Origin of the sequence: Streptomyces sp. NPDC001137 (genome assembly GCF_040298885.1) — a bacterium.
GTDB lineage: Bacteria > Actinomycetota > Actinomycetes > Streptomycetales > Streptomycetaceae > Streptomyces.
Map to the genome: position 1 here is coordinate 42,040 of NZ_JBEPBA010000017.1, position 14,365 is coordinate 56,404.

Consider the following 14,365-nt stretch of genomic DNA (forward strand, 5'->3'; position numbering starts at 1 on the left):
CTCCCTGGCGGGTCGACGGCCGATCGCCACGGCCGTTGAGACCATACGCGCATGGCACCTCGGGAAACCGGCCCAGAGAGTCCGGCAGCCACACGGCTCGTCCTGCTGACACTCGCGTCCGGCCAGTTCCTGATGGCCCTGGACAGTTCTGTCATGAACGTCTCGATCGCAACGGTGGCCGACGACGTCGGCACGACGGTGACCGGGGTTCAGGGCGCGATCACCGCCTACACCCTTGTGATGGCGATGTTCATGATCCCCGGCGGCAAGGTCGGCGCGCTGATCGGTCACAAACGCGCGTTCATGATCGGCTGTGCCGTCTACGGGTGCGGATCCCTGACCACGGCCCTGGCCCCGAACCTGCCGGTCCTCCTGCTCGGCTGGTCGCTCCTGGAAGGCCTCGGGGCGGCGCTGATCCTGCCCGCGATCGTGGCGCTCGTCGCCGGCAACTTCGGCGTCGAGCGCCGCCCCGCCGCCTACGGATTGGTCACAGCCGCCGGAGCCGTTGCGATCGCGCTCGGTCCGCTCGTCGGAGGTGTCGCGACCACCTATTTCTCCTGGCGCTGGGTGTTCGCCGGTGAAGTCGCGATCGTTCTCGCCATCCTGGCCCTCGGCCGCCGTATCGCCGACGCACCGGCCGAAAGCCACTCCCGCATCGATCTCGTCGGCACTGCGCTGTCCGCCGCCGGGCTCGGGGTCTTCGTCTACGGCGTACTCCGCTCGGACGAATGGGGCTGGTTCCAGCCGAAGCCCGACGCGCCCTCCTGGCTAGGGATCTCACTGGTCGTCTGGCTGATGCTGGCGGGACTGTTCCTGATCTGGCTGTTCCTCCGCTGGGAGGCTCGCCTTGTGAAGCGGAGCAGGGAACCTCTCGTGGACCCTGCCCTCCTTCAGAACCGGCAACTCACCGGCGGACTGACGATGTTCTTCTTCCAGTACCTCGTGCAGATGGGGGTTTTCTTCGTCGTACCCCTGTATCTGTCGGTCGCCCTCGGCCTGTCCGCGCTCAAGACCGGCGCCCGCATCCTGCCGCTCTCGCTGACGCTGCTGGCCGCCGCGATCCTCATCCCGCGTTTCCTCCCGGATGTCTCGCCGCGGCGGGTGGTGAGGCTCGGGATCCTCTCGCTGTTCGCGGGAGCGGTGATCCTGATGGCCGCGCTCGACGCCGACGCCGGTGCGGAAGTCGTCACCATTCCCCTCCTGCTGATCGGGCTGGGCATGGGCGCGCTGGCGTCCCAGCTCGGCTCGGTCACCGTGTCCGCGGTGCCGGACGAGCGGAGCGCGGAAGTGGGCGGCGTCCAGAACGCGGTCACCAACCTGGGTTCCTCGATCGGTACGGCACTGGCCGGATCGGTCCTGATCGCCGCGCTGACCAGTTCGTTCCTCGCCAACATCGAGCAGAACCCCGAGATCCCCGCCAAGGTCAAGAGCGAGGCGAGCGTCGAACTCGAAAGCGGCGTGCCCTTCCTGTCGGACGCTCAGCTCAAGGCCGCCCTCGACGAGGCAGGCACGAGCACGAAGGTGACCCAGGCGGCGCTCGACGCGAACGCCGACGCACGGCTGGACGGCCTGCGCGCCGCACTCGCGATCCTCGCCCTCACCTCGCTGCTCGCGATGTTCTTCACCCACCGGATCCCGACGACTCAGCCCCGCTCGACGTAGCCCCCGGCGGACGCACGTTCACCGAGTCCGTCACCCCTGGGGTGTCTTCAGTCGAGTCGTTTCTGGTCACCGGTAGCGTGGCGACGGGCAATGGACAAGCGGCTGGATAAAATCGACCCGTTATGGGTTGAATCACCTGTCGTGTCCTGACCTCGGGAGGACCCCATTACCGGGACGAGATCGGGACCGGCCGTGTCCGCGCGGGGAAGTCAGCCCCCTGAGGCCGACCAGCTGCGGAAGATGCTGCGACGCCCCGAATACCGCAAGGCGCTGGTGTTCTGCGGGTTGATCGGTGTTCCGGTGGCACTGCTCGCCTTCTGGTTCCTCGTCGCGCTCCACCAGCTGGAGCAGCTGATCTGGACCGACTGGCCCAAGGACCTGGGCTGGAAGCAGGCTCCCTGGTGGTGGGCGCTGCCCCTGATGGCGGTGGCCGGTTTGATCGTAGGCCTGGTGGTCGCCCGGCTTCCCGGGCGGGGCGGGCACATCCCGGCGGGCGGTCTGCATGCCGGCGGGGTCACCAAACAAGCGCTGCCCGGTGTCCTCGTCGCCGCTCTGGTCGGTCTGCCGCTCGGGGTCGTACTGGGTCCGGAGGCGCCGCTGATCGCCCTGGGCGGCGGTCTGGCGCTGCTCTTCGCGAGCCTGGTCCGGGCGCCCCAGACCGAGGCGAGCACGGCGTTGCTCGGCGCGGCCGGGGCCGCGGCGGCCATCTCGGCGCTCTTCGGAAACCCGGTGGTGGGAGCCGTACTCCTGATGGAGGTGGCCGGGATGGGCGGGCCGCAGCTGTTCGCGGTGATGCTCCCGGCCCTGCTGGCCAGCGGAGTCGGGGACCTGATTTTCACCGGGTTCGTGCACTGGACCGGCCTGGACACCGGGAGCCTGGACATCGGGCTGCCGAAGCCGCCGCCGCTCGACTGGGCAGACGTCCTGTGGGTCCTGCTGATCGCGCCGGCCCTCGCCCTCCTCATCCACTGGGTGTTCGTGGGCGGCAGGTTCGTGGCCGGCTTCGTGACGACCCGGACGGTGCGGAACACCATTCTGTGCGCGCTGGGGGCGGCGGCCTCCATCACCCTCTACGCGGTCGCCACCGGCCGTTCGCCGGCCGACGCCGCCATGTCGGGGGAGGCCGCCCTGGCCGGCCTGGCGCAGCACCCGCACGCCTGGTCGGTGGGTGCCCTCGTGGCGGTGCTGGTGTTCAAGGCCCTCGCGTACACCTTCTGTCTGGGCAGCCTGCGCGGTGGCCCCGTCTTTCCCGCCCTGTTCCTGGGCGGGGCAGCCGGTGTCCTGCTGGCGCCGCTGCCCGGTCTGGGGCTGGTGCCGGCGATGGCGGTCGGGATGGCGGCGTCGGTGACCGCGGCCCTGCGGGTGCCCGTGAGCAGCGTGGTCCTGGTCGTGCTCCTGCTGGGCAACGTGGACACGGTGGCGCTGGTGGTGCTGGCCGCCGTGGTGTCCTTCGTCGTGGTTCAGCTGCTTCCGCAGGGGCCGAGCATCCCCGCGTTCGGCGCGCCGCCGGCCGGTCGAGCGCCTCGTCCGGGCGTGTCGCAGCCATCGTGAGCGAGGCTGGGTGAATGCCTGCGGGACATCGCCGGAGCCGGCCCGGCTCGCGCGAGGGCGTCGACGTATACGAGCGTGCAGAGGCTGAACGCGCCGTCCGAGCCCCGCAGCCCGTCAGCAGAGCCGCCGGGTCGCAGCCGCCGCGCCCCCTCGGGCCGACGCGAAACACCATGGGCCGTCGGGAGGTGCCCGCGACTCGATGACCCGCATGGGGTACCGCAGCCTCGTCCGGATCCTCGACATCATGTTCCTGATGTGCCGGCCGTGGACTCAGCTGGTTCCGGGGATGACGTAGTAGCTCAGCCACGGGGACTGGCCGGGTGTGAAGGCGACAGACGCCTGTGTCGCGAGGTAGAAGCTCTCTCCGCCGATCTGACCGCGCTGGTCCTGACCGGCTGGTGTCAGCACGCAGTCGGCGTTGGTGTAGAGCCGGATGTCGTAGAGCGTGTAGTTGTCCACGCTGTAGGCGCCGCCCGGCAGACGATGGCATGCCTCGACTGCCGGGCTCTGGATCGCCACCTTCCGCTTGGCGGGTGTCGTGTAGACGAGCTGACCCATGGCGGAGTCCGAGCAGCCCGCTGCGGCGAGCAGGAGAACGACGGCTCCGGCCCCGCGGCCGACGTGGCGACGACAGATCATGGCGACGAGTCCTCGTCTGTGCAGGAATTCAGCGAGAGGCCTGCGGCCTCTTCGGCCACGCTGCCGTGATCCGGTCGGGGGTGCCGTGCGGTGGTGGGCTGAAGGGGTGGCGCGGAGGTCGCGGGTGACACCGGTAGGCCGATGTGGCGGCCGTGCTGCTCGGGGCGCAGCGAGCTCGGGGCGCCCGATGTCGGCTCCGCGCTCGTGTGCACATGTTCCAGGCCGGACGAACAGCAGCGCGGTGTGATCGGGAGCCGGTCGCCGCCCGCGTGCTGGTACGTGAGGGGCGCCCTGGACCTCCTCGGCGGTCAGGACCCTGCGCGGCTCCCGAGCCCGCCGCTCGGCAGGGCGTCGTAGTCGGGCAGCGGCAGGGTGCCGCGGGCGGGTGGGTCTTGACTCTCACGTCCTCCCGGCGTCAGCGGCTGCCCGGCCCGCCGCTCCCGAACGCCCCGCTGTTGCCCTCGCTCCAGCGCTTGCGCTGCTGCGACCCACTCGTCCTGCTCGGCGTATTGCCGTGACCGGGCAGCTCGTGCGGGGTCAGCCGCTGCTCGCTGCGGGGTATCTCGGCGGGCTCACGGTTCTCCTGTACCTCGCGGACCGGGCCGTCGTCCGGCAGTTGCGGCTGATCCTCCGGGCGCGGCGGAGCGGGTTCACGGCGACGGATGCGGGCGCCCAGCCAGAAGGCACCGATCAGCAGGGCCACGACCGCCACCCCCACGACGACCAGGCCGATTCCCAGGGCGCCGCGGCCTGCGGCGATGTCCATGTCCATCCATGAGGTGCTCATGGGCACGCGGGTACCCATGGGACCCGGTGCGAACCGGCCCGGCCGGCCCGAGTCGACGGGATCGCGGTCACCGGTGTTTGAGGGGGTCGGTGACGGCAACCCGCCAGGTGTGACTTCGACGACCCAGCAGGAGCTCTTCCGGTTCCTGGAGGACCGCTTCGCCTGCGCGCAGGCGTGCACCGAGTGCGCACGCGCGTGTGCGCTGCGCGCGAGCCTCGTGGACCCGGACGGCACGGAGGAGCAGGAACTCGTACGACGCAAGGGCATCATGTGCGCGGAGGTGTGCGACGCGACCTGCCGTGTGCTGTCCGAGCAGAACAGCCTGGACGAGGCCGCCATCCGCATCCAGGTGGAGTGGTGCCGCACCGTGTGCCTGGAGGGTGCGCACGCCTTCGACCGGTTTCCGGGCGCCGAGGACGGCGCGAAGGCCTGCCGGCAGTGCGCCGAGGCGTGCACGGAATTCCTCGCCACCCTGAACTGACGCTCACGGCGCACCGACCGGCTGCCCGAGCCGCACGTTCCAGCGCCCCGCCCTGCCGCTGAGCCCGACGGCCGTCAGCGGCGGGACGTCCGCGCGCCAGAACGCCGACTCCGGCGCCCCGAGCGCCCGGACCACCGCGGCCCGTACGGCCTCGGGTTCGACAACGGCGATCGTCCGGCCCGGTGTCCGCGCGACCGCCTCCAGCCAGCCCGCCACCCGGTCGCACAGCGCCGTCACCGACTCCCCGCCGTGCGGCGCCGCCGCGGGGTCCGACAGCCAGCGGGCCAGCGCCTCCGGCTCGCGCTCGCTCACCTCCGCCAGCGTCGCACCGCGCCAGCGGCCCGCATCCAGGGCCGCCAACTCCGGCGCGTCCACGGCGTCGAGGCCGAGGGCGCCCGCGGTCTCGCGGCAGCGCACGGTGGGGGAGACCCAGACCCGTTCCGCCGCCGGGAGCGTGCCGGCGGCCGCCCGTGCCTGCCGCAGCCCGGAGGCGTCCAGCGGGCAGCCGTCGTCGAAGCGGGCCTCCCTGAGGGCCGCCGTGATCGCAGGTGAGACCAAGATCACTCGGCTCGTCATACGTCCATCCCCGCCCTCGACATCCCTTCAAATCCCTGGCCCTGACGAGAAAAACGGCTCACCAGGGGCGCTCACGGCCGCCCCGTGCGCCCTTGGCCCCACCTCTGCTTCGCGGTACCTTCTCGTGGATATTGACGACGGCACAGCGGAAGCCGGTGGAAGTCCGGCACGGTCGCGCCACTGTAAGTCCGGTACGCACCCTGGGTGCGCACCGGGTGAGTCAGACCCGCCCCGTCGTCGCGTGCACCACCGAGACGGGACGCGAGTTCCCCAGGAGGGCCTGCCATGGCGCAGTCTGTCGCTCAGCCGACCACCACCCCCACCGCCGTACCGGCAAAGCTGCCGATCGGCGCGATCGTCCCCTGGGCGGTCTTCTTCGGCATCCTGATGCTGGTTCTGCTCTACTTCGTCGGCGCCGAGCAGGGCGCCACTTCCGTGATGAACGGATCCGACGTGCACGAGTGGGTGCACGACGCCCGCCACCTGCTCGGCTTCCCCTGCCACTGAGGGCGGCGAGAAAGCACAGCCGCTCATGAACTCGGCAACCGTCCGCAACCTCCTGGTGCGTGGCATGCTCGCGGGGCTCGCCGCGGGCCTGCTCGCCCTGGTCGTCGCCTACTTCCTCGGTGAACCGCGCGTGGATGCGGCCATCGCCTACGAGGAGGCGCACTCCCACGAGCACGGCGTCGAAGCCGTCAGCCGCACGATGCAGTCCACCGCGGGCCTGTCCACCGGTGTCCTGGTCTACGGCGTCGCGTTCGGCGGCATCGCCGCCCTCGCGTACTGCTTCGCGCTCGGCCGCATCGGCCGCTTCGGGCCGCGCGCGAGCGCGCTGCTCCTGGCGGCCGCCGGCCTGATCACCGTGTACGTCGTGCCGTTCCTGAAGTACCCGGCCAACCCCCCGTCCGTCGGAGACCCCGACACCATCGGCAAACGCACCACGCTGTACTTCCTGATGGTGGTGCTCAGCGTGCTGCTGGCCGTGGCCGCCGTCATCCTGGGCAAGCGCCTGGCGCCCCGCCTGGGCAACTGGAACGCCACGCTCGCCGCGGGCGCGTTCCTCGTCCTCGCCATCGGGCTCGCGTACGCGTTCCTGCCGTCCTTCAACGAGGTCCCCAAGGACTTCTCCGCCACCCTGCTCTGGCAGTTCCGACTGGCGGCCCTGGCCGTCCAGTTGACCTTGTGGACCTCCTTCGGGCTGGTCTTCGGGGTGCTGGCGGAGCGGGTGCTCGCGCCGAAGCCGGCGCGGGCGAACGGCGCTTCCAAGGCAACTCCCGTCGCCCATTGACCCGTTCCACCGGTTCACTTGGCAAAGGGCCCCCGGTCGACGACCGGGGGCCCTTTCCCTGTCCCTCGCCATTCCCAATTTCTGGAACACGTTCTACGGTGTGCGCCGTCAGGACCGGCCTGGGAAGCCTGGAGGCGCCGTGCACCTCGAATACACGCCCGAGCAGCAGCGGCTGCGCACCGAACTGCGCTCGTACTTCGCCGAGTTGGTGCCGGACAACGCCTACGCACGGCACGGCGACCCGGCCGCCCAGAAACGCTTCTACCGCGAGACCATCCGACGCCTGGGCACCGACGGCTGGCTCGGCGTGGGCTGGCCGAAGGAGTACGGCGGGCGCGGGCTGACCGCGATGGAGCAGTTCATCTTCTTCGACGAGGCCGCCCAGGCCGGCGTACCACTGCCGCTGATGGCGCTGAACACCGTCGGGCCGACGATCATGCAGTTCGGCACGGAGGAGCAGAAGGCGTACTTCCTGCCCAAGATCCTCGCCGGCGAGATCGACTTCGCGATCGGCTACAGCGAGCCCGACGCGGGCACCGATCTCGCGTCCCTGAAGACGCGCGCCGTACGGGACGGCGACGAGTACGTCGTCAACGGCCAGAAGATCTGGACCACCAACGGCGACACCGCGGACTGGGTGTGGCTGGCCACCCGCACCGACCCCGAGGCACCGCCCCACAAGGGCATCACCATGCTCCTCGTCCCCACCACCGACCCCGGCTACTCCTGCACCCTCATCAACACCCTTGCCTCGCACGACACCACGGCCAGCTACTACGAGAACATCCGCGTCCCCGTCTCCCGCCGCGTCGGCGCCGAGAACCAGGGCTGGCGGCTGATCACCAACCAGCTCAACCACGAGCGCGTCACCCTCGCCGCCCACGGCACCATGGCGATCCGCGCCCTGCAGGACGTCCAGCGCTGGGCCATGGAGACCAAGCTGGCCGACGGCCGCCGCGTCGTCGACCTGCCCTGGGTGCGCCGACGCCTCGCCCAGACCCACACCAAACTCGATGCGATGAAGCTGCTCAACTGGCGGATGGTGCACGCCGTCCAGAACGGCACGCTCGCCCCCCAGGACGCCTCCGCGGTCAAGGTCTACGGCTCAGAGGCGCGCCGGGACGCCTACGCCTGGCTGATGGAGATCGTCGGCGCGGCGGGCGCGCTGAAGGAGGGCTCCGCGGGCGCGGTCCTCCACGGCGAACTGGAGCGCGGCTACCGCTCGGCGGTCATCTTCACCTTCGGCGGCGGAAACAACGAGATCCAGCGGGAGATCATCTCGTGGATCGGTCTGGGGATGCCGAGGGTGCGGCGTTAGCCTGCTGTGACCACAGACGTTAGTTGTCACATACCGAGGATAGTTGGCACCGTGATTCTGTGGGATCAGGATGACGGCCGAGCCGTGATGCGGCAGTTGGCACTTCGCCGCGAGCACTGGAAACGCCGTCGACTGCGACTTCGCGGCGATGGCGGCTCCAACTCAAGATCGAGAACTTGCCGCCTGCCAGGCTGAAGTTCTCCGCTGGCGCCGCGTCCGAGGTTGCCCGTGGGCGTACACCATCGGCAGCGGCCGTTCTGGCGGGGATCTTGGAGATGCCGTTCGCGGACTCGAGGGCGGTGGATGACTGAGCCCTGCTGCCCTCTCGTCAGGTGACGTCCTCGAAGCGGGTGTGCGCATCGATCAGTTGGTGCAGGGGGCGGGCCGGCTCGCGATAGCGCGGCAACGTGGGCGGGCCCCATCCCTGGTAGGGCGGCAGCTCCGGCTTGGCACCGGCCGGGCGGGCGATCTCCTTGGGCTCGACAGCGACGATGTAGGACCAGCCGCGTTCCTCCAGGGCCAGGCGGAAGCCGACACTGCGGCCGTAGCCGCAGTCGGCCACAATCACCGGCACCGACGGAAGCCAACCCGCCAGCCTCTCCAGCAGCCCCAGGGTCAGGCGGGGCTTGGGCACATGCCCCACCTCATCGGGCACGCCCGCAGCCGTGCGACGCCGGGTGTCGTGCGCCCATTCCTCGGGTAGGAACAATTCCCATTCCAGTGGGCAGGAGGCGGTATCCGTGGCCGCATGCACACTGACGGCGACCTGGCGGGTTGCCCGCTTCCCCAGTGCCCCGCAGTACTGCCGGGCCACCCCCACCGACGCCCGCCCGCACTTGGGAAACGCGACGTCGTCGATGACCCACACCTCGGGCTTGACGACCTGGACCAGCCGCTCGGCGATCCGCCGCCGCACCGGCGTCCACTGCCACGGCGACTGGTTGACGAACTGCTCCAGGGCCTGCATGTTCCCGTCCGGCAGCCGCTGCGCCATCGGCTGGATCGACTTGCGCCGGCCGTCCAGCATCAGCCCCCGCAGATAGCAATCGCTCTACATCGCAGGCATCTTCCTTTGGTCCGCACGGTGATCCAAACGAAAGTCCCTAGGTGCGACTGGGCCAGCCGGAAGGCGACGTGGGGAGTGTCTGCGAGGTGACAGTGGACATGTCCGGCAGGCCGTTTTGTCACGCCTCGGCAAACCTGGCAAAGGGAAGTGATGACTGTGTAGGGCATTTCTTGCTCCGTGCCGCGTCCGCCGAGCACGCACCTGGTCACCGGGAATGCCTCGAAGCGCGGTGAACTCCAGCCTCTGGCGGGCCGCGGACCGGGTCCGCTCCGCTCGGGGCGTGCGTCGGCGCTACGGGGCGGTGGGACGCGGGGCGGGTGAGGGCGAAGAGGTAGCCGCGTTCGTCGTCGAGACGCAGGGCGTGGGGGACGGAGGGACGGCTTCGGAGAGGTGCGGGTGGCGGCCCGGCTCCAGGCGGGTGTAGTGGGTGGTGACACACGCCAGGGGCGCGACCTCCTCACGGCTTGGGCACCCGGCGCGCCCCGCGCCCGGTGGCAGTCCGGCGGTGTTCGGGGTGAGGAGGGGGCGACGGGAGCGGAGAAAGTCGCCGAGTTCGCCGTTGTACCCCATTCCTCAGGTAGTTGGAGGCGCGTGGGACTGTGTGCGGTGCGAGGTTGGCCCAGACGACGCTCAGGTGGCCGGTGCGGTAGAGGGCGGGGCCGTCGTCCCCCGGACCACGAGGTGTGGAGCCACCACCTGTTCCCCGGTACCGGTGTCGCGACCGTCCAGGCGTGCGATGGCCCGGTCCACGGCGAGGTGGGCGAGGCGGGGAATGTCCTGCCCGACGGTGGTGAGGTCGATATGGGCCAGGCGGGCCAGATGGCTGTCGTCGAAGCCGACGACGGAGATGGCGCCGGGGACGGGAATGCCGCTGCGGAGGAAGACATCGAGGACACCGGTCGCGCAGCGGTCGTTGAAGGCGAGGACCGCGGTGGGGCGCGGGTGGGAGGCGGCGAGAACCTGGGCGGCCTCGGCGCCCTCTGCCTCGGTGAGGCCCCCGGGCACGACGCGGATGTGCTCGGTGAGACCGTGGCGGCTCATGGCGGTGCGGTAGCCGCGTCGCCGGTCGGCTGCGCCGGGTGCCTTGCCGCCGTCGATGTGGGCGATGGCGCGGTGGCCCAGCGCCACGAGGTGGTCGACCGCCTGGCGGGCGCCCTTGTCGTCGGCGGTCCGTACGACCTCCAGGCCGGGGACGGGTGGCCGCAGGTGGCGGGCCACAGAGACGACCGGCAATTGCCCGGCGAGCTCCGTCAGCCGTGAGGCGGGGGCCTGTGGGCCTAGCAGGATCAGCGCCTCGCAGCGGTCGTCGAGCAGGGTTTCGACGGCACGCTGCTCACCCCGTTCGGCGGTCACGGCGCTCAGCGCGATCTGGTATCCGGCTGGTTCGGCGGTGGCGTAGATGCCCTCCACCAGGTCGGCGTGGAAGGGATGCTGGAGGCCGAACTGCACGCCGAGCAGGTGGGAGCGGTGGCTGCGCAGCAGTCTCGCCCGGGCGTCCGGGCGGTAGCCGATCTCCCGCGCGGCCTCCAGGACACGCTCGCGGGTGGCGGCGCTGGCCCCCTTCGCCCCGCGCATCACGATGGAGGCCAGCGCGGTGGACACACCTGCCCGCGTCGCCAGGTCGGCGAGCGTCGGCCGCTTCCCGTCCGGGACCGCCGGGGTCGCAGGCATCCTGTCCTCTCCTGGTCGGTCTCGTCTGCTGGGGACCGATTGTAGAACGTTCCATGTGGGCGTTGCTTCAGGAGGGGGCTCGGCAACGGCACGGTGACGTGAGAGGTACGACCCTGGCGGCGGCCGCTCGGGCTGGAGAAGGCGCCGCCGAGTCGGCGTCGTGTGCTCGGTGCTACGGCCGCACTGTCACCGGGCTCTCCCTGACGTCACCCACGCTGACCGCACCGCCCGTGGCGATCGAACCGATCGAGGCGAGGGCGATGCCCAGCGCGGCCCGAGCGTCCTCGCCGGTCACCGACGGAGCACGCTTGTCCCGGACGCTGTCGGTGAACTCGGCCAGTTCGGCAACGTAGGCCGCGTGGAAGAGATCCTGGTCGTAGCTGACGCACTCGGCGGCAGCGCCGGCCGCACCGTAGGACGTGAGGTGGCTGCTGCGCAGGTCACCCAGGGTGAGCATGCCGGTCGAGCCCTTGACCTCACCGCGGACGTCATAGCCGTACACCGCCTGGAAGTTGGCCTCCGCCGTGGCGATGGCGCCGTTGTCGAAGCGGATCGTCACCACGGCCGTGTCGAGCAGTCCGTGGTCCTTGAAGTCGGGCCGGACCAGGGCGTCGGCCATGGCGAAGACCTCGACGGGCTCTGAGCCGGGGTTGAGGTAGCGCAGGACGTCGAAGTCGTGGATGAGCGTCTCCAGGAAGATCGTCCATGGCGGGATGCGCGACGGGTCGTGCAGGTTGGGGTCCCGGGTGAGGGAACGCAGCAGCTGCGGGGTACCGATGTCACCGGCGGTGATCTTCTCGTGGGCGGCGCGGAAGCCGACGTCGAAGCGGCGGTTGAAGCCCACCTGGAGCACCACGCCCGCCTCATGTGCGGCGGTGATGGCGCGGTCGGCTTCGTCGAGGGTGACGGCCATCGGCTTCTCGCAGAAGACCGACTTGCCGGCGCGTGCTGCGGCCTCGATGAGTCCGGCGTGGGTGCGGGCGGGCGTGACGATCACGACCGCCTCGATCTCGGGGTCGTCGAGCAGGTCACCGATCTCCGTGTACGTCTTGGGGCAGCCGAGACGATCGGCCAGAGCCTTCGCGGCCCCGGGTGCGGGATCGGCAATGGCGGCCAGCCGTACCCCGGGGAGGCGGCGGGCCAGGGTCTCGGCGTGGAAGGAGCCCATGCGTCCGGCGCCGATGAGGCCGACCGCGAGGGACTGGGGGGAGGTCATGGCACATACTCCGTGATCTACGTCGTGGCTTCGGTGGTGGCGGCTGCCGTGGTGCGCGGACGCGAGGGCGGGGCAGATGTCCCGCGGTCGTTCCTGTCAGACGGTGAAGGCGGCCCGGAAGCGTTCCAGAGCGGCCTCGCTGTCGCTGGATGCCCATGCCTCCATGGCGACGGTGCCGTCGTAGCCGATGTCTGCGAGGGTGCGGGCGACGGCCGGGTAGTTGATCTCTCCCGTGCCGGGTTCGCAGCGGCCCGGCACGTCCGCCACCTGGATCTCACCGATGAGTCCCGCGCCGTGGGCGCGGCGCACCAGCTCGATCAGATTTCCCTCGCCGATCTGGGCGTGGTACAGGTCCAGGTTCATGCGCAGACCGGGCCGGTTCACGGCGGCAACCAGCGCCAGGGTGTCGGCAGCCTTCGCGAAGGGCACCCCGGGGTGATCGACGGCGGTGTTGAGATTCTCCAGGGTGAAAATGACCCCGGCGTTCTCGCCGAGCTCGGCGATCCGGGTGAGTGTGCGGTGCGCGGCCATCCACATCGCGCCGGTGGGCTCCCCGGGTACCGGCACCACGGGCAGCCCCTGGCTGTCCAGACCGGTTCCGTGGAGGTTCAGGCGAGTGCAGCCCAGGTGCTCGGCCGCCTTGAGTGACTCCTCGGCCGTGCGCAGCAGTTCGGCGGCGCCGTCGTCCTCGGTGAGGCTGCCGCTCACGTACCCCGTCATCGAGACGATCTCGGCGGACGAGCGGGCGAGGGCATCGAGATCGTGGTTCGTCCAGTCCCAGATCTCGACCTGGAAACCGGCCTCGTGGATACGCCGTGCCCGCTCCTCGATCGGAAGGTCGCGGAAGACCATCTCCGCACAGACCGCCAGTGCGTACATCGTGGTTCTCCTCATCTCCGGACGACCGGGAACTAGAACGTTCTATATACTCTGACCAGTACGCCAGTCACCATGAGCCGCTGTCAAGTGTCCGGTGGCCATGAAGCCTGTAACGTTCTAGCAATCTCGCGCGGAAGCCGTCAGCACCGCGTAGAAGCCCGCCACGGCGCGTCAACTGCGCCGGGGGTCCCCATGGGCCGGCCACCGCGCGAGCCGGTGGCTTGGTTACTCGGGGGCTCTGCTCGGCTGCTCGTCGGCAGGGAGCGTCAGCCTCGGGCGTCGGGTGCCGGTCAGGCCGCAGCCGGCCAGGTGCTCGCGCGTGCTGACGGCGATGGGCAGCGGCACCTCGGGTGCGCAGGGGTAGAGGTCTTGTTCGACGATCACGAACAGCTCGGCGTCGAGGGTGGCGAGTGCGGTGACGATGTCGGCGGGGTTGGGCACGCCGGCGGGCGGGGAGACGCACACCCCGCGCTTGACGGCCTCGCCGAAGGAGAGGTTTTCGGCGGCGACCTGGGCCAGGACGGCGGGGTCCATCTGCTTGATGTGGACGTAGCCGACGCGTTCGCCGAAGCGGCGGATGAGGTCGAGGTTGTCGCCGCCGCCGTAGGCGACGTGGCCGGTGTCCAGGCAGAGGTTGGTGTAGCGGGGGTCGGACTCGTTCAGCAGCCGTTCGATCTCGGGCTGGGTCTGGATGTGGCTGTCGGCGTGCGGATGGATGACGAGGCGTACGTCGTACTCGTCGAGCAGCAGCTTGCCGAGCCGGTCGGCGGCCCTGCCGAAGCCCGCCCACTGTTCGGCGGTCAGCTCGGGCGACTCGGTGAACGCGCCCGTCTTCTCGTCCCGGAACATGGGCGGGATGAAGACGAGGTGGTGGGCGCCGGCGGCGGCGGTCAGGCCGGCGATCTGCCGGACGTGGGCGAGCATGTCGTCCCAGGCCTCGGGGCGGTGCAGCGCACCGAAGACGGTGCCGCCGGAGACCTGCAGGCCGCGGGCGTCGAGTTCGTCCTTGAGGCGCTGCGGGTCGGTGGGGAGGTAGCCGTAGGGGCCGAGCTCCAGCCACTCGTAGCCGGCCTGGGCGAGTTCGTCGAGGAAGCGGGTGTACGGCACCTGGTGCTCGTCCTCGGGGAACCAGACGCCCCACGAGTCGGGGGCCGAGCCCAGGCAGAGGTTGCCCGCAGTGGTGCGGAAGGGAGGTGGCGCCGTTGCCATGGTGTGTCCTTCGGAGTGCGGC

13 protein-coding genes, 1 pseudogene and 1 riboswitch are annotated in these 14,365 nt (G+C 70.5%); of the genes and pseudogenes, 6 read left to right on the forward strand and 8 right to left on the reverse strand.

Annotated elements, in window-relative coordinates:
- Nucleotides 1-51 precede the first annotated feature (51 nt).
- Together ABT254_RS29525 and ABT254_RS29530 are read left to right on the forward strand one after the other, a co-directional pair.
- On the forward strand, nt 52-1,662 hold the full coding sequence (locus tag ABT254_RS29525) for an MFS transporter (RefSeq protein WP_351476418.1): 1,611 nt from the start codon (nt 52-54) through the stop codon (nt 1,660-1,662).
- Nucleotides 1,663-1,902: 240 nt separating this feature from the next.
- Entirely contained in the window at nt 1,903-3,213 is a 1,311-nt protein-coding gene (locus ABT254_RS29530) for a chloride channel protein (protein ID WP_351476421.1), read from the forward strand.
- Nucleotides 3,214-3,483: 270 nt separating this feature from the next.
- Here the strand turns inward: ABT254_RS29530 and ABT254_RS29535 are convergent, their stop codons facing one another.
- Nucleotides 3,484-3,852, reverse strand: a complete 369-nt coding sequence (locus ABT254_RS29535; protein ID WP_351476424.1) for a hypothetical protein — start codon at nt 3,850-3,852, stop codon at nt 3,484-3,486.
- A gap of 415 nt (nt 3,853-4,267) precedes the next feature.
- Nucleotides 4,268-4,639 (reverse strand): DUF6479 family protein, encoded by a 372-nt coding sequence (locus tag ABT254_RS29540; protein ID WP_351476427.1) that lies wholly within the window; start codon nt 4,637-4,639, stop codon nt 4,268-4,270.
- A gap of 109 nt (nt 4,640-4,748) precedes the next feature.
- On the opposite strand from ABT254_RS29540, the gene ABT254_RS29545 reads away from it, so the two are divergent.
- On the forward strand, nt 4,749-5,120 hold the full coding sequence (locus ABT254_RS29545) for a four-helix bundle copper-binding protein (RefSeq protein ID WP_351476430.1): 372 nt from the start codon (nt 4,749-4,751) through the stop codon (nt 5,118-5,120).
- A gap of 3 nt (nt 5,121-5,123) precedes the next feature.
- Here ABT254_RS29545 and ABT254_RS29550 read toward each other — a convergent pair whose 3' ends face one another.
- Nucleotides 5,124-5,696, reverse strand: coding sequence for a histidine phosphatase family protein (locus ABT254_RS29550; RefSeq protein ID WP_351476433.1), 573 nt, complete (start codon nt 5,694-5,696; stop codon nt 5,124-5,126).
- Between the two features lie 100 nt (nt 5,697-5,796).
- A riboswitch (cobalamin riboswitch) is annotated at nt 5,797-5,979 on the forward strand.
- Between the two features lie 2 nt (nt 5,980-5,981).
- Here ABT254_RS29550 and ABT254_RS29555 point away from each other — a divergent pair.
- From ABT254_RS29555 to ABT254_RS29565, 3 genes are all read left to right on the forward strand, one after another.
- Nucleotides 5,982-6,203: a CbtB domain-containing protein gene (locus ABT254_RS29555; protein ID WP_115912179.1), complete on the forward strand. Its 222-nt coding sequence runs from the start codon at nt 5,982-5,984 to the stop codon at nt 6,201-6,203.
- 25 nt (nt 6,204-6,228) lie between these two features.
- Nucleotides 6,229-6,984, forward strand: coding sequence for a CbtA family protein (locus ABT254_RS29560; RefSeq protein WP_351476437.1), 756 nt, complete (start codon nt 6,229-6,231; stop codon nt 6,982-6,984).
- A 139-nt stretch (nt 6,985-7,123) separates the two neighbouring features.
- A complete protein-coding gene (locus tag ABT254_RS29565) occupies nt 7,124-8,302 on the forward strand; it encodes an acyl-CoA dehydrogenase family protein (protein WP_351476440.1) in 1,179 nt (392 codons plus the stop codon).
- A gap of 346 nt (nt 8,303-8,648) precedes the next feature.
- On the opposite strand, the pseudogene ABT254_RS29570 reads toward ABT254_RS29565, so the two are convergent.
- The 5 genes and pseudogenes from ABT254_RS29570 to ABT254_RS29590 form a co-directional block, all read right to left on the reverse strand.
- Nucleotides 8,649-9,350: pseudogene (locus ABT254_RS29570) on the reverse strand (IS701 family transposase); the annotation flags it as partial.
- A 648-nt stretch (nt 9,351-9,998) separates the two neighbouring features.
- Complete coding sequence (locus ABT254_RS29575) at nt 9,999-11,039, reverse strand: LacI family DNA-binding transcriptional regulator (protein ID WP_217236390.1); 1,041 nt, start codon at nt 11,037-11,039, stop codon at nt 9,999-10,001.
- A 172-nt stretch (nt 11,040-11,211) separates the two neighbouring features.
- Complete coding sequence (locus tag ABT254_RS29580) at nt 11,212-12,255, reverse strand: Gfo/Idh/MocA family oxidoreductase (protein ID WP_351476444.1); 1,044 nt, start codon at nt 12,253-12,255, stop codon at nt 11,212-11,214.
- Between the two features lie 96 nt (nt 12,256-12,351).
- Nucleotides 12,352-13,134 (reverse strand): TIM barrel protein, encoded by a 783-nt coding sequence (locus ABT254_RS29585; protein ID WP_351476447.1) that lies wholly within the window; start codon nt 13,132-13,134, stop codon nt 12,352-12,354.
- 225 nt (nt 13,135-13,359) lie between these two features.
- Nucleotides 13,360-14,343: a TIM barrel protein gene (locus ABT254_RS29590; RefSeq protein WP_109005522.1), complete on the reverse strand. Its 984-nt coding sequence runs from the start codon at nt 14,341-14,343 to the stop codon at nt 13,360-13,362.
- Nucleotides 14,344-14,365: the final 22 nt, after the last annotated feature.